This window comes from Haloglomus litoreum (assembly GCF_029338515.1).
Taxonomy (GTDB): domain Archaea; phylum Halobacteriota; class Halobacteria; order Halobacteriales; family Haloarculaceae; genus Haloglomus; species Haloglomus litoreum.
On record NZ_CP119988.1, the window covers coordinates 3,864,146 to 3,878,310 of the forward strand.

Annotated in this window: 14 protein-coding genes; 10 read left to right on the top strand and 4 right to left on the bottom strand. The window is 72.0% G+C overall.

Annotated features, from left to right (window positions below):
- The first annotated feature begins 182 nt into the window (after window positions 1–182).
- Window positions 183–2,159 (top strand): aconitate hydratase, encoded by a 1,977-nt coding sequence (locus P2T62_RS19335; protein ID WP_276258653.1) that lies wholly within the window; start codon window positions 183–185, stop codon window positions 2,157–2,159.
- Window positions 2,160–2,318: 159 nt separating this feature from the next.
- Here P2T62_RS19335 and P2T62_RS19340 read toward each other — a convergent pair whose 3' ends face one another.
- Window positions 2,319–3,173, bottom strand: a complete 855-nt coding sequence (locus tag P2T62_RS19340) for a J domain-containing protein (RefSeq protein WP_276258654.1) — start codon at window positions 3,171–3,173, stop codon at window positions 2,319–2,321.
- A gap of 390 nt (window positions 3,174–3,563) precedes the next feature.
- Here P2T62_RS19340 and rimI point away from each other — a divergent pair, with 390 nt between their 5' ends.
- The 4 genes from rimI (at window position 3,564) to P2T62_RS19360 (ending at window position 5,672) form a co-directional block, all read left to right on the top strand.
- Window positions 3,564–4,049 (top strand): ribosomal protein S18-alanine N-acetyltransferase, encoded by a 486-nt coding sequence (gene rimI, locus P2T62_RS19345; RefSeq protein WP_276258655.1) that lies wholly within the window; start codon window positions 3,564–3,566, stop codon window positions 4,047–4,049.
- Between the two features lie 86 nt (window positions 4,050–4,135).
- Window positions 4,136–4,726, top strand: coding sequence for a DUF5810 domain-containing protein (locus P2T62_RS19350; RefSeq protein WP_276258656.1), 591 nt, complete (start codon window positions 4,136–4,138; stop codon window positions 4,724–4,726).
- A 30-nt stretch (window positions 4,727–4,756) separates the two neighbouring features.
- Window positions 4,757–5,218, top strand: coding sequence for an acyl-CoA thioesterase (locus tag P2T62_RS19355; RefSeq protein WP_276258657.1), 462 nt, complete (start codon window positions 4,757–4,759; stop codon window positions 5,216–5,218).
- Between the two features lie 64 nt (window positions 5,219–5,282).
- On the top strand, window positions 5,283–5,672 hold the full coding sequence (locus tag P2T62_RS19360; RefSeq protein WP_276258658.1) for a DUF8159 domain-containing protein: 390 nt from the start codon (window positions 5,283–5,285) through the stop codon (window positions 5,670–5,672).
- Window positions 5,673–5,679: 7 nt separating this feature from the next.
- On the opposite strand, the gene P2T62_RS19365 is transcribed toward P2T62_RS19360, so the two are convergent.
- Complete coding sequence (locus P2T62_RS19365; protein ID WP_276258659.1) at window positions 5,680–6,312, bottom strand: transcription antitermination protein; 633 nt, start codon at window positions 6,310–6,312, stop codon at window positions 5,680–5,682.
- 99 nt (window positions 6,313–6,411) lie between these two features.
- Between P2T62_RS19365 and P2T62_RS19370 the strand changes: the two genes are divergently transcribed.
- A complete protein-coding gene (locus P2T62_RS19370; protein WP_276258660.1) occupies window positions 6,412–7,623 on the top strand; it encodes an MBL fold metallo-hydrolase in 1,212 nt (403 codons plus the stop codon).
- Window position 7,624: 1 nt separating this feature from the next.
- A complete protein-coding gene (locus P2T62_RS19375; RefSeq protein WP_276258661.1) occupies window positions 7,625–8,110 on the top strand; it encodes a DUF7988 family protein in 486 nt (161 codons plus the stop codon).
- 12 nt (window positions 8,111–8,122) lie between these two features.
- Here the strand turns inward: P2T62_RS19375 and P2T62_RS19380 are convergent, their stop codons facing one another.
- Entirely contained in the window at window positions 8,123–9,130 is a 1,008-nt protein-coding gene (locus P2T62_RS19380) for an NOG1 family protein (RefSeq protein WP_276258662.1), read from the bottom strand.
- Between the two features lie 257 nt (window positions 9,131–9,387).
- On the opposite strand from P2T62_RS19380, the gene P2T62_RS19385 reads away from it, so the two are divergent.
- Window positions 9,388–10,671 (top strand): tripartite tricarboxylate transporter permease, encoded by a 1,284-nt coding sequence (locus tag P2T62_RS19385; protein WP_420028391.1) that lies wholly within the window; start codon window positions 9,388–9,390, stop codon window positions 10,669–10,671.
- Window positions 10,672–10,745: 74 nt separating this feature from the next.
- Here P2T62_RS19385 and glmM read toward each other — a convergent pair whose 3' ends face one another.
- Window positions 10,746–12,182, bottom strand: a complete 1,437-nt coding sequence (gene glmM / locus P2T62_RS19390; RefSeq protein WP_276258663.1) for a phosphoglucosamine mutase — start codon at window positions 12,180–12,182, stop codon at window positions 10,746–10,748.
- A gap of 165 nt (window positions 12,183–12,347) precedes the next feature.
- Here glmM and P2T62_RS19395 point away from each other — a divergent pair, with 165 nt between their 5' ends.
- Window positions 12,348–13,205 carry an HVO_0234 family beta-propeller protein gene (locus P2T62_RS19395; protein WP_276258664.1) on the top strand — a complete coding sequence of 286 codons (858 nt, stop codon included), beginning with the start codon at window positions 12,348–12,350 and terminating at the stop codon, window positions 13,203–13,205.
- 81 nt (window positions 13,206–13,286) lie between these two features.
- On the top strand, window positions 13,287–14,135 hold the full coding sequence (gene prs, locus P2T62_RS19400) for a ribose-phosphate diphosphokinase (protein ID WP_276258665.1): 849 nt from the start codon (window positions 13,287–13,289) through the stop codon (window positions 14,133–14,135).
- The last annotated feature ends 30 nt before the right edge of the window (window positions 14,136–14,165 follow it).

Sequence of the window (14,165 nt, forward strand, 5' to 3'; positions counted from 1 at the left end):
GCCGGTGCCGGCAGCACAATAGCCGTTTTGACGGCAGGTAGCGTTCCCGACCGGCGAGCGAACGGACGACCCCTCGGCGTCCCCGGAAGCCCCGATTTCGGGCGCTTGAGGCCCGCCTAAACACGCAAAAGAGGGCGGACACGCCGGATTTATATTCGCGGGTCGCACATCCACGGACGACAATGGGACAGACGCTTACCGAGAAAATCCTCTCCGACCACCTCGTGGACGGGGAGCTCGAGACCGGCGAGGAGATCGGGATCGAGATCGACCAGGTGCTCACACAGGACACGACCGGGACGCTCGTCTGGCTGCAGTTCGAGGCGCTGGACCTCGACGAGGTCCAGACGGAGATCGCGGCCCAGTACTGCGACCACCAGACCTACCAGTTCGACTTCAAGAACACGGACGACCACCGCTTCCTCCGGAGCGCGGCGGGCACGTTCGGCGCGCACTTCTCGCGCCCGGGCAACGGTATCTGCCACAACGTCCACAAGGAGAACTTCGCGGCGCCCGGCAAGACGATGCTCGGCTCCGACAGCCACACGCCGACGCCCGGCGGACTGGGCGAGCTGGCCATCGGTGCCGGCGGCCTGGACGTGGCGGTCGCCATGGGCGGCGGCCCGTACTACATCGAGATGCCGGAGGTCGTGAACGTCCGGCTCGAGGGTGAACTCCCCGAGTGGAGCACTGCGAAGGACGTCGCGCTGGAGATGCTGCGCCGCCTCACCGTCAAGGGCGGCGTCGGCAAGATCTTCGAGTACACCGGCCCCGGTGTCGAGAACCTCACCGTCCCCGAGCGGACGACCATCACCAACCTCGGCACGGAGCTCGGTGCGACCACGTCCATCTTCCCGACCGACGAGAAGACGAAGGACTACCTCGCCCGCCAGGGTCGCGAGGACGAGTTCGTCGACATCGGCCCCGACGAGGACGCCGAGTACGACGACGAGATCGTCGTCGATATGTCCGACATCGAGCCGCTCATCGCCGAGCCCTCGATGCCGGACAAGGTCGTGCCGGTCCGCGAGGCCGCCGGCCGGTCCGTCGACCAGGTCATCATCGGCTCCTGTACGAACGGCGGCTACGAGGACATCCTCCCGACGGCGAAGATGCTGGAGGGCCGCCAGATCAACAAGAAGACCGAGATGATCGTCGCGCCCGGCTCCAAGCAGGCCTCCGAGATCCTCGCCCGCCAGGGCTGGACCGCGGAGCTGATGGCCGCCGGCGTCAACTTCTCCGAGGCCACCTGCGGGGCGTGTATCGGTATCGGCCACGTTCCCGCCTCCGATTCGGTCTCGCTGCGCACCTTCAACCGCAACTTCGAGGGTCGCTCCGGCATCGAGGACGACTCCGTCTACCTCTGCTCGCCGGAGGTCGCCGCCGCGGCCGCCCTCGCGGGCGAGATCGTCGACCCGCGTGACCTCGCCGACGAACTCGGCGACCTCGAGGCGCCGGGCGTCGAGCTGCCCGACAAGTACGACGGCTCGAAGGCCGACCTCATCGCGCCCGACGAGGCCGTCGACGACGAGCTCATCAAGGGCCCGAACATCGGCGACGTCCCGCTCAAGGACGAGCTGGACTCCGAGCTGGCCGGTCCGAACCTCCTGCACATGGAGGACAACATCACGACCGACCACATCATTCCGGCCACGCAGGACATCCTGATGTACCGGTCGAACGTTCCCAAACTGAGCGAGTTCACGCTCTCGCGCGTCGACGACACGTTCGCGCAGCGGGCCCTCGACAGCGACGGCGGCTTCCTCGTCGCCGGCGAGAACTACGGCCAGGGCTCCTCCCGTGAGCACGCGGCGCTGTGCCCGATGTACCTGGGCATCGAGGGCGTCTTCGCACAGAGCTTCGCCCGCATCCACAAGGCGAACCTGTTCAACTTCGGCCTCATCCCGCTCACCATCGACGAGGAGACCTACGAGAAGCTCGAGCAGGGCGACGACATGGAGATCGTCGACGACGTCGCCGAGGGCGTCCGCTCCGGCCAGGAGGAGTTCACGGTCCGCGTGAACGACGACTGGGAGTTCACGGCCAACCTCGACGCCTCCGAGCGCGAGCGCGAGATCCTCGCCGACGGTGGCAAGCTCTCGCACACGAAGAAGCTCGCCGAGGACGGCGGCTCCGGCGCGACCCCGGCCGACGACTGAGCGCGCCGCCGAGGAACGTTCCCCTTTCTTTCGCACCCGCCCGGAGAGCGGCCGGACCCCCCACGTGCCGGGAAGCCGCATTCAGACGTTACGACAGATATTCAAATATTATGTACTCACTATACAAATTATGGCCTGAGTAGCCAAGTTACCTCGCCATCAGTCCAGCCGCAACAGCTCCATGATCGTCAGGCTCAGTCCGAACGGGACGAACGTGGCGGCGACGAGGAAGAAGCCGGCCCACGACAGCAGCGGCCGGTCCGCGAAGATGAACATGATGGGACCGATGAGCGACCAGGCGCCGAAGACGGGGACGCCGACCTCCGGCGTCGCGAGCAGGTAGCCGAGCGTGCAGAGGAGACAGCACAGCAGGATGAGGTTGACCACGATGGGGAAGCGCGGGGTGACGCTGCTGGCGAGGAAGACGGGGTAGAAGAAGAACGTCGCCAGCCCGAAGATGGCGGTCTTCGGGTCGAGATCGAAGCGGTACCGCTCCAGCATCCGCGCGGCGACCGTGATGCGGTCGCCCAGACCGCTCGGGGGGACGGTACCAGCACCCTCGGCATCCTCGTCCGCAGCGTAGCTCGCGGTCGGGTCCGCGGTGGGACCGGCGCCGGACCCGGCCGCAGTGCCGGCGCTGCTCCCGGCCCCGGCGCCGGTGCTGGAATCGGTCCAGCCCTCGGCGGTCCAGCGAGCGCGCTGGCGGCGGCGCCCGCGCCCGCCGAAGCCGTCGCTGGCGTTGCTTCCGGTCATGCCATCCCCGTCCGCCCCGTTGCCGACGTAACGCTCGTGACCCAGGCGGTCGTAGCGCGCCCGCTCCTCGGGGTCGGTCAGCACCTCCCGGGCGCGTCTCACACGCTGGAACTCGTCGGTGGCGTCCGGTGCGTCGTTCAGGTCCGGGTGCGTCTCCTTGACCCGCTCGCGGTACGAGTCCTCGATGGCCGCGACGCTGGCGTCAGCCGGGACGCCCAGCACCGCGTAGTAGTCCTCGCCCGTGTCACCCGGGTCGGGCATTGTCGGGATGACGGACCGGGGATACCAAACGGTATCGGTGGTTCTCGCGGAGCGAAGTAATCCACTGCGGCTGCTCGGGTTGCAAAAGCGGGGTGGGGGGGTGGGGATGCACCCTAATCGGGTGCAACTAAGTGTATCGCCGCGGGAGGTATCAACCTTGCGGCCACCGGTGCGTCGCCTGGCGTCACTCGGTTCATGAAAACGTGCATCACCGCACAGAACCGTCCTCCGGTCGGTTCCTGTGGTCGTCCGGTGGTCCGGCGGTCCGGCGGTCCGGGGCCGCGGGCGACGGTCGGGGCCGACCCGTGTCCCCGCCCCCCGTGGAACGCCGCTATCACCACCGAGCGGGCGGCAACAGGGCTTAACTGACGGGGGGGCGTACGCCGGGTCGTGACGGCTACCCCCCCGCGCCGGTCGCTCGTGGTTCGCGAGGCCACCCGCGCGGACCTGCTGGAGGTGTTCCGCATCGAGCGGGCCTCCTTCCCGCAGCCGTGGCCCTACGGCGCGTTCGAGGGGTTCCTCGGAACGCCGGGATTCCTCGTCGCGGAGCAGCGCGAGGAGGGCGACGACCCCGGCACCATCACCGGCTACATCGTCGCCGACACCGTGCCCAACCACGGGAGTCCCATCGGTCACGTCAAGGACATCGCCGTCCACCCGGACCACCGCGGCCGGGGCATCGGGCGCCGGCTGCTCGAGCGTGGCCTGGCCGTGATGGAGGGTCGTGACGCCGCACGCGTCAAACTGGAGGTCCGCGACGGGAACGACGCCGCGATCTCGCTCTACCGGGACTTCGGCTTCAGACACCACCACACCGTCCCCGGCTACTACGACGACGGGACCGACGCGCTGGTGATGGTCCGCCCCGGGGACTGACGGCCGCCCCCCCGCACTCGCCGGGGACCGCCCACCGGCCGACCGGACTCGCCCGGGCTTTTGTGTCCTCGCGCCCAACAGCCGGTATGACCACCGGCTACGCCTGCCCGGTCTGTGAGGACCCGCAGGCCGACATCGGCCACCTCGCCAACCATCTCGCGTTCACCGCGATGCTCCGGAACGAGGCCCACGCCGACTGGCTGGACGAGCACGTCCCCGGCTGGACCGACCACGAGGAGGCGGAGCTCTCGGCGGCGCTCGAGGACCACACCGACCGCCTCGAGGAGCGCGACTACCCGCAGGTGTTCGAGGATACCACCGGGAACGACGGCAGCGCCGGCCGGGACGACCCGGCCGAGCGCTCGGGCGCCCTGTTCGACGACGGGGGCGCCCACGGACATGACCACGGCCACGACCACGGCCAGGGACACGGGCACCAGCACGGCCACGACCACGCCCCGGACCACGACGCTGGACACGGGCCGTCGGGGCTCCCCGAACACGTCGACACGGCCGCGGTCCCGGGTGGAGCGGTCGACGATGAGGAGCGTGAGGCCATCATGGAGGAGGCCCGGGAGATGACCCGGAAGCTGCGAGAGGGTGCCGGCGCGGACGAGGCGTCCACGGCCGCCGGCGACGACGCCGACGACGACGCCGACGACGCCGACGACGAATAGCGTTATCCCGTCGCCGCTCCGGGAGCCGGTATGGACGCAGACGAGATCCCGGACGACCCCGCGGAGGACCGCTTCCACTACGTCTGGGAGAACCGGGTCCGGTACGCCGAGACCGACGCGCAGGGGATCGTCTTCTACGGCGAGTACGTCACCTTCCAGGACGAGACGTTCTCGGAGTTCCTCCGGACCATCGAGTTCCCGTACGACGAACTCGAGGCCAGCGGCGTCGACCTCCACGTCGTCCACACGGAACTGGACTACCACTCCTTCGCGGAGTTCGACGACGAACTCCGGAACGGGTTCCGCGTCGCCGCGGTCCGCGATTCGAGCGCGGACTTCGAGTGGGTCTGCCGGCAGGCCGCGGACGACCGCCTCGTGGCCAGCGGCGAACTCACCCACGTCGCCGTCGGCGAGGACGGCCCCACCCGGGTCCCCGACGACTTCCGCGAGGCTGCCGTCGCGTTCCAGGACGAACCGCCCGAGCCGGTGTGACCGCGGGCCCGCTCCCCCCGCAACCGACGACACCGATTAACACCCTGCACCCGAAGGGGCAGCCATGAGCGAATCGGAGGAGCCACACCGGGAGCTCGGCGAGCATCTGGAGGAGCACCTGATGGCCGAGGGGGTCTACGTCACGGACCACACCGTCTCCGAGGGGACGTTCCACGTCGCCTACGAGACGGCCTCGCCCGAGGACGGTGTGCCGCGTAACGAGATGGGGACCATCCTGCAGGAGCTGCTGGACGCCCGCGAGCGGGGGTGGCCGGCGACGGACGTGACCGTCTGGGTGTACGACATCGAGGAGCCGGCGGACGAGCGCGAGCCGAAGGGGCGCTGGGAGGCCCGTGCGGGCTGGTTCCACGCGTTCGAGAACGACAACCTCTCCGAGACGGACCTCTCGACCCTGGTCATCTCGACGGTGGATCTGGAGGCGACGCGCGACTGACTCCGACTCAGCACACGGGCTTCGGGTCCAGTCCCATCTCGTTCAGCGTCTCGGCGTACTCGTCGTACGCGGTCCCGAGAGCGTCGGTCGCGGCCGTCTGCGCGGTCACCCAGTCCCCGTCATCGACACAGACCGTGTCCAGCAGGGCGGCCGCGTCGCCGGGCATCGCCTGCAGGTCGCTCCGGGCGTCGCGAACCGTGTCGGCACCCGAGCGGACCCCCTCGTTGACCAGGTAGTTGATGACCTGCAACAGGAGCCGCTCGCCCACCAGCGGGAGGGCGACGAGTCCCGCGGCGACCCGTTCGGGCGTCGTCTCGGCGGTCCGGAGTTCGTCGACGACGTAGGGAGCGTCCCCGTCGGTGCTCGCCGCGTCGTCCATGTCGAGCAGGGCATCCCGGTGGCCGGCCAGCGTGTCGGCCGCGTCGGCGAAGGCCGCCCGAGCGTCCTCGTTGTCGGTCTCGTCGGCCCACGCAGCCAGCGTGTCCGCGCCGCCGTCGAGGAGGCGTGCGGCCGCGCTCAGGACGGGGCCGGTCTCCAGTTGTGCGCCGGTCGCCGCGACGACGGCCTTCTCGGAGCCGAGCCGGCTCAGCTCCGTCTCCCGTTCCTCCCGGACGGCCGCCACGAGTTCCTCGCCGTTCATGTCCGGCCGGTCGACCGGGGGCGGCATAGGTGTGGCCCCGGTCACGGCTGGACCCGCCTCCCGCCCACGCTTATCCCGCCCCGCGGCGTACCTGTCCCCATGACCGACGACGTCGACCCCGACGCCGCTCCGGCGGAGGGCGACCCCGTGGCCGAGTCGCCCGAACCGGAGACGGCGGGCGCGCTCACGCCCGCCGAGCTGCAGACGTGGCTCGACGAGGGCCGCGCGTTCACCCTGCTGGATACGCGCAACCGCGACGAGATCGACGAGTGGCACATCGACGCGCCCCGGCGGCTGGACGTGCCGTACATGAAGTTCGTGAGCGCCCGCGTCACCGGCGGTGTCGACGACCTCGTGACCGACGGCGAGGGCCCGTTCGTCGCGGTCTGCCCGCGCGGCGAGGCCAGCGCGGAGGTCGCGGACCTGCTGGCCGACGCGGGGTACGAGGCGTACAACCTCGCCGGCGGCATGCACGGCTGGGCACGGCTGTACGAGGCGACCGAGCTCCCGGCCGACGCCACGCCCGCGGGCGTGACGGTACTCCAGTACCGGCGGCCCTCCAGCGGCTGTCTGGCGTACCTCGTCGTGTCGGGCGAGGAGGCCGTCGTCGTCGACCCGCTGCGGGCCTTCGCCGAGCGGTACGCCGCCGACGCCAACGAGCGCGGGGCCGACCTCGTCGCGGCCGTCGACACGCACGTCCACGCCGACCACGTCAGCGGCGTCCGCGAGGTGGCCGACGCGACCGGTGCCGAGGCGGTCCTGCCGGCGGGTGCGGTCGACCGCGGGCTGGCGTGGGACGCGACGCTCGTCGCGGCGGGCGAGACGGTCGCCGTCGGCGACACCGAACTCGCGGCCGTCGCCGCGCCCGGCCACACGACGGAGATGCTGGCCTACCGAATCGGAGACCTCCTCCTGACGGGCGACTCGCTGTTCACCCACAGCGTGGCGCGTCCCGACCTGGAGGCCGGGAGCGACCGCGTCGAGGCGTTCGCCGCGACCCTCCACGAGACACTCACCGAGCGGTTCGGCGCGCTCGACGACGACACGCTGGTCGCACCGGGGCACTACGCCCACGAGGACGAGGTCACGGACGGCCTCGTGACCGCGCGCCTGGGCGACCTGCGCGAGGACCTCGACCTCCTCGGCGTCGACCGGGGGACGTTCGTCGAGCGCGTGCTGGCCGGGATGCCGCCGCGGCCCGCCAACCACGAAACCATCATCGCGGTCAATCTCGGGCGCGAGACCGCGGACGAGGACACGGCGTTCGAACTGGAACTGGGGCCGAACAACTGCGCCGCCACCGCGGACTGACGTGCCGGGAGGCGACGACGCGCCGGGGAGCGACGACGCGCTCGACCCGGACCGTGGTCTCGACACCGCGGCCGTCCGCGCCCACCTGCTCGACGAGCGCCGCGCGCTCATCGCGACCGTCGCGGACTGCGCGGACGCCGTCGCCGCGGGGTGGGACGGCGAGTCGACGACGGACCCGGACCTCGTGACGGGGCCGCTGCGCGCGACCCTTGAGCGGGCCGGCGTGCTGGGGGAGTTCCCGACGGTGCTCCGCGAGTGCGTCACGGCCGCGGGCGGCCGCCTGCGGGCCGAGCCCGTGCCAGCGCCGCCGTACGTCGTCGTCACCAGCGTCGGGCCGGTCCTGCGTGCGACGCTGGAGGACGGGCGACTGGTCGTCACGCTCCGGACCTTCGCGGTCGAGCGGCCGGAAGAAGGCGGGCCCGCACGCTACGTCAGAACCGGGCTGGACGAGGCGGGGATGGTCGACGTGGCGGTCCGGGGTCGGTAGTCGCGGCGGTCGCTACTCGTCGAACGGGAGCTCCGGCTCGTACCCCACCGCATCGATCAGGCGGTCGACCACCGCGTCCACGTTCTCGCCCTCGGTGACGCTCATGTAGGCGTCGGCGTCGACGTCGCGCGAGCGGTCGCTCTTGTTGCAGACGGTGATGACGGGGACGGGCTCGGCGTCGTCGCCGGAGACCGCGAATACCTCCTCCAGTTCGTCGCGGAGCGCCAGCTGCGCCTCGATGGGGTAGCCGCAGTCGCCGCTCGCGTCGACCATGAACAGGACGGCATCGGCGAGATGCGTCAGCGCGCTCACGGCCTGCTGCTCGATGCCGTTGCGGTCCTCGGCCGGGCGGTCCAGCAGGCCGGGCGTGTCGACCAGCTGGTAGCGGATGTGGTCGCGTTCGAGGTGACCCACCCGTATCTGCGTCGTGGTGAACGGGTAGCTCGCGGTCTCGTTGCGCGCGTTCGTCACCGCGTTGACGAACGAGGACTTGCCGACGTTGGGGTAGCCCGCGACCACGATGGCGGGCTCGTCGGCCCGGATGTCGGGCAGGGTCTTCAGCGCCTCGCGGGCCTCACCCAGCGCGAGCAGGTCGTCCTCGACCTCGTCGAGGATGTCGGCGAACCGGGCGAACGCCTGCTTGCGGACCTTGCGGGCGGTGTCGGGATCCGCGCGGCGGATGCGGCCCTGGTACTCGCTGCGCAGCTCGCCGATCTGGCGGCTCGCCCAGCCGACCTCGGAGAGATGCTGGCGGAGTGCGTCGACGCCGGGGACGCCCTCGGCGTCCCGGCAGACGGCGTCCGCGAGTTCGCGGTAGAACGGGTCGACGGCGTCGAAGTCGGGCCACCCGGTGACGACGTTCTCGAGGTTGTCGCTGAGGATGTTGGCGGCCGTGATGAGCATCGACTCCTGGGCCTCGACGCCTTGCTTCGCGCGGCCCGCACGCGCCGCTCGGGAGAACGCCTTGTCCACGAGTTCCTCCGAGCGAGGAACGGTCTGCAGGGATTCGAATGCGGGCATCGCTGATTGAAGGGGCTTGACCGTCGGCGGGGATAAGGGCGTCCGTTCTGCCCCGGATCGCCGTGGGATGGAGAATAGAACCGATAAGCCATATACAACCAATCAAAACCCTTATTTCGACAATAATGCCCGATATCGACCACAAATTCGCCATCGGGCAGAGTAACGACGGGAGATGACACCCAGCGAAGCCGACAGCCTGCGACCCGGGGGCATCCCGAGAGTTGAAGTACCGGAACGGGACCAGACGGCCCACCGTGCTCCCGGCGACACAGTCCAGACCGCCCACGTTCCTGACGGCCGTCGACCTCGCGGGCGTCCGAATCCTGCTCGACCCGGCGCTCGCGGCGACGGCACTCGCGTTCGTCGCCGGGGGCATCCTGCTGGGGACGGTCAGCGGGCTGACCCCGGGACTGCACGCGAACAACATGGCGCTACTGCTGGCCTCCGTGGCGCCCGCAGTCCCCGGGCCGCCGCGGCTCGTCGGCGCCGCGCTGCTCGCCACCGGGGTCGTCCACACGTTCCTCGACGTGGTGCCCGCGCTGGCGCTCGGGGTGCCCGACCCGGCGATGGCGGCCTCCGCGCTCCCGGGACATCGGCTCGTGCTGGAGGGCCGCGGCCGGGAGGCGCTGCGGCTCTCGGCGCTCGGGAGCGGCCTCGCGGTGGTGCTGGCGGTCCCGCTCGCGGTTCCCGTGACGAGGGCGATGGTCGCTGCCTATCCGACACTGCGGGCGCACCTCCCGCTCGTCCTCGGCGGCGTGGCGCTGGTGCTCGTGGTCACCGAGCGCGACCCGTTCCGGATGCTCGTCGGAGCGGGGTCGTTCCTCGCGAGCGGCGCGCTCGGCTGGCTGACGCTGGATCTGGACCCGGCCGCCCCGCTCGCGGTCGGCGGGATGCTGACGCCCCTGTTCGCGGGACTGTTCGGCGCGCCCGTCCTCGTCGACGCGCTCGGTGGGAGCGGGGTCCCCCAGCAGGACGATGCGACGGTCGCCACGGCCCCCGGAACCGTCGCCCGCCTCGGCGCCGTCGGCGCGCTCGCGGGCGCGGTCGTGGGCTACATCCCGGGCGTCTCCAGCGCGGTCGCCGCCACCGTGGCACTGCTCGCCGTCGGGGGCAGCGGTGCCCGCGGCTTCGTCGTGACGACGAGCGGCGTCAACACGGCCAACTCGATATTCGCGCTGTTCGCGCTCGTCGCGCTCGGCTCGCCGCGGACGGGCGTGCTGGTGGCGCTGGAGGAGGCGAGGACGCCGCTGAACCTGCCGCTCCTGCTCGCGGCCGCCGGACTCGCGGCCGTGGCCGGGTTCTGCATGGTTCCGCTCGTCGGCGACCGGTACCTCCGGCGCCTGCGTGACGCCGACTACGGCCGGCTGTCGGCTGCCGTTCTCGTCGGCCTCGTGGCGGTCTCGTTCGTCTTCGCCGGCCCGGTGGGCGTCGGCGTGTTCCTCGTGGCGGGCGGGCTCGGGCTGGTGCCCGCACGCCTCGGCGCTCGCCGGTCGCACCTCATGGGCGTGCTGATGGGCCCACTCATCGTCGGCGCATGAGGGTACGAGAGGAGGTCGCGGGAGCCGCCGAGACCGGGCGAGTCCGAACCCCGGATCCATCGCCGCGGTCGGCCTCAGCCCTCGTTCGTCGCCGCGAGGATGTCGTCCCGCATCGCGTGGGCGAGCTCCTCGGCGCGCTCGCGGCTGGGCGCCTCCGCGTAGACGCGCACGAGCGGCTCCGTTCCCGACTCGCGGGCCAGCACCCAGCTGTCCCCGAAGTCGAGCCGGTAGCCGTCGATGGTCGTCACGTCGGCGTCGGCCGCGGCCGCGTGCGCCTCGATGGCGTCGAGCATCGCCTCGCGCTCGGTGCCGCCGCCGTGGCTCACGTTGAGCCGGACGTTCTCGTAGCCGTCGAACGGCGCCACGATCTCGCGGACCGTCCGTGGACCGTCGGCGACGCCGGCGATGTCGCCGCGGCCGGCGAGCAGTTCACAGAAGCGCGCGGCCGTGTAGGCGCCGTCGCGGGCCAGCCGGTACGGGGGGAACAGGACGCCACCGTTCCCCTCGCCGGCGACCGGGACGCGGGTCCCCTCGGCCTGCAGCTCCTCGATGCGCGTGATGATGTGCGTGCTCCCGATGGGTGTGAGTTCGAGGTCGGCGTCGGCCCCCCGGGCGGCCTCGACGAGGCGCTGGGAGACGTTGACCGCGGAGACCGTCGCGTCGCCGGGGGCGAGGTCGGCCGCGGCGAGCGCGGCGAGCGTGGCGTCCCCCTCGACAGGGCGCCCGGCAGCGTCGTAGAAGACCGCGCGGTCTGCGTCCCCGTCGTGGGCGATGCCGACGTCGGCGTCGGCCGCCCGGACGAGGCGCCCGAGGTCGCCGAGGTTCTCCGGGACAGGCTCGGGGTTGCGCCCGGGGAAGTGGCCATCCGGCGTCGCGTTGACCGTGACGACCTCGCAGCCGAGTTCGCGGAACAGGTCGGGCGAGGTGAGTGCGCCGGCGCCGTGGCCGGGGTCGAGCGCGACCGTCAGGTCGGCCGCGGCGATGGCTCCGTGGTCGACCGCCTCGACGACGCTCTCGACGTACCGGCGGCGGGCGTCGCCGACGGACCGGCTCCGGCCCGTCTCGTTCCACGCCGCGTAGCCGGGGCCGACGGCCCCGTCCGACCGCATCGCGCGGACGTGGGCCTCGACCCGTTCCAGTTCCGAGCGGTCCAGCTCGATGCCGTCGCCACCGATGAGCTTGATGCCGTTGTACTCCGGCGGGTTGTGGCTGGCCGTCACCATCAGCCCGGGGACGCCCTCGCTCTCGGCGTACGCCTGCAGCCCCGGGGTGGGGACGACCCCGAGCCGGTGGACGTCGAGCCCGACGCTTGTGAGACCGGCCGCTGCCGCGTCGGCGAACGTCTCACCGGTCCGGCGGGTGTCGCGGGCGAGGGCGGCGACCGGTCGGCCGGGGCCGTCGTGGGAGTCGCGCCAGACGGCCCCGGCGGCGCGCGCGACCCGGCCGACGAACGCCGGCGTCATCAGGTCGCCGACCACGCCGCGGACCCCGCTGGAGCCGAACACCTCCATTCGGGTGGCCGTCCGTCCGGTCGGGTCAAAGGGGTTCCGGACGCCCGCGCGCCGGCGCCATCCGGTGTTGGGTGACGGGCCGCCGCCGGGCCGGCGTCCGCCCGGGACGGCGAGTACCCCGACGCCCACGGCAACCGCTTTGGGCGTGGCCGTCGGCGCTCCGGTATGAGCGACGACGACATCTCCATCGACGAGAAGCGCGTCTACGGCGCCAAGACCGGAACGACGGCCGCGTTCGTCGCCACGGGCGCGGGCCTCGCGCGGGTCGAGATCTCCGGTGACCTCGTCGGCGAGTTCGGGCTCGCCCACCGCGGCGGCGTCCACGACGTGGCCGGGCACGATGGACGCCTCGCGGTCGCGGCCGACGACGACGTGCGCCTCGGCATCGGCGACATCTTCCGGCCGACCGGGTTCGGGACCGCGACGGCCGTCGGCTGGCACGACGGCACCCTCCACGCCGCGGGCGACGGCCGAGTCGCCCGGTTCGACCCCGACGGCGACCCCGCGGTGGGCGACCTCGACGACCCCGCCCCGGGCACGTGGACCACCGCGTTCGAGGTCGGGGACGTCCGCGCCATCGTCGACGACACGGTAGCCGCCGCGGACGGCCTGTTCCGCCTCGACGGCGGCCACATCGGCCTCGCCGATGCCCGCGACGTGGCGCCCTCGGTCCCGCTCGCGGCGACCGGTGACGGGCTCTACTACCTCGGCAACGGCTGGATGGACGCACTGCCGGGCGACTTCCGGGCGGTGGTCGCCGCGCCCGACGGCCGCGCACACGCCGCGACGCCGGACGCCCTGTACGCCCGGGCCCCCGGGAGCGACGGCTACGGGCCGGAGGCGTGGGTCGAGGTCGACCTCCCGGTCACCGGCCATGTCGTCGACGTGGCCTACGGCCCGGAGGCGACGTACGCCGTCACCGCCGAGGGGACCGTCCTCGTGAACGCTGGCGACGGCTGGCGCGACCGCTCGCTCGGCCTCCCGGACGCGCGCCGGCTTGCCGTTCCAGGTGTGACGCTGTAGGACGACTTCGACGTCAGGAACGCCACACATCGACACCCGCCGACGGAAACGCTTGTTACCTTCCACGCGGGAGCCGCAGTCATGATCGTTCCAGGGTCCGGGTCGCAGTCGCTGGCCGCCGCCCTGTCGGCCGCCCTCGACGAGCCCCTGGCCCCCGTCGAGTTCGAGCGGTTCGCGGACGGCGAACTGCTCGCGCGCGTCCCCGAGTTCGAGGGTGAGCGCGCCGTCGTGGTCGCGGCCACCGATTCGAGCGACGCCCACGTCGAACTCCTGCAGCTCCAGGACGCCGTCGCCGACCGGGCCGACGAGGTCGTGACCGTCGTCCCGTACATGGGCTACGGCCGGCAGGACGAGCGCTTCCGCGAGGGGGAGCCGATCTCCGCGCGGGCGATGGCACGGGCCATCTCGACCGGCACGGACCGCGTCCTCGTGGTCAACCCACACGAACCCGGCGTCGGGGAGTTCTTCGACGTGCCGTTCACGGCCGTCGACGCGTCGGCCCGCCTCGCCGAACCGCTCCCCGACGACCTCCGGGAACCGCTGTTCCTCGCGCCCGACGAGGGCGCGATCGACCTCGCGGCGACGGTCCGGGACGCCTACGGCGCGGGCGCGACCGACCACTTCGTGAAGCACCGCGACCGCGAGACCGGCGCGGTCGAGATGGAGCCCTCGCAGGTCGACGCCGGCGGCCGGGACGTCGTCCTCGTCGACGACATCATCGCCACGGGCGGGACGATGAGCGAGGCCATCGACCAGTTGCACGGGCACGCCGTCGGGCGCGTGTTCGTCACCTGCATCCACCCGATGCTGGCGGCGAGCGCGCGGACGCGACTCGAACGGGCGGACATCGAGGCCGTCTACGGGACCGACACGCTGGAGCGGGCGGTCTCCTGTGTGAGCGTCGCCCCGGCCGTCGCGGCGGACCTGTGACGCCGGCGGGCACCGGTCCATCGCTACGCC

What these genes read in the sequence shown, in the direction of transcription:
- P2T62_RS19370 (WP_276258660.1), top strand. Translation starts at nt 6,412, where the DNA reads ATGACCGACGACGTCGACCCCGACGCCGCTCCGGCGGAGGGCGACCCC.
- P2T62_RS19340 (WP_276258654.1), bottom strand. Translation starts at nt 3,173, where the DNA reads ATGCCCGACCCGGGTGACACGGGCGAGGACTACTACGCGGTGCTGGGC.
- P2T62_RS19355 (WP_276258657.1), top strand. Translation starts at nt 4,757, where the DNA reads ATGGACGCAGACGAGATCCCGGACGACCCCGCGGAGGACCGCTTCCAC.
- P2T62_RS19395 (WP_276258664.1), top strand. Translation starts at nt 12,348, where the DNA reads ATGAGCGACGACGACATCTCCATCGACGAGAAGCGCGTCTACGGCGCC.
- P2T62_RS19360 (WP_276258658.1), top strand. Translation starts at nt 5,283, where the DNA reads ATGAGCGAATCGGAGGAGCCACACCGGGAGCTCGGCGAGCATCTGGAG.
- prs (WP_276258665.1), top strand. Translation starts at nt 13,287, where the DNA reads ATGATCGTTCCAGGGTCCGGGTCGCAGTCGCTGGCCGCCGCCCTGTCG.
- P2T62_RS19335 (WP_276258653.1), top strand. Translation starts at nt 183, where the DNA reads ATGGGACAGACGCTTACCGAGAAAATCCTCTCCGACCACCTCGTGGAC.
- P2T62_RS19380 (WP_276258662.1), bottom strand. Translation starts at nt 9,130, where the DNA reads ATGCCCGCATTCGAATCCCTGCAGACCGTTCCTCGCTCGGAGGAACTC.
- P2T62_RS19350 (WP_276258656.1), top strand. Translation starts at nt 4,136, where the DNA reads ATGACCACCGGCTACGCCTGCCCGGTCTGTGAGGACCCGCAGGCCGAC.
- P2T62_RS19365 (WP_276258659.1), bottom strand. Translation starts at nt 6,312, where the DNA reads ATGAACGGCGAGGAACTCGTGGCGGCCGTCCGGGAGGAACGGGAGACG.
- glmM (WP_276258663.1), bottom strand. Translation starts at nt 12,182, where the DNA reads ATGGAGGTGTTCGGCTCCAGCGGGGTCCGCGGCGTGGTCGGCGACCTG.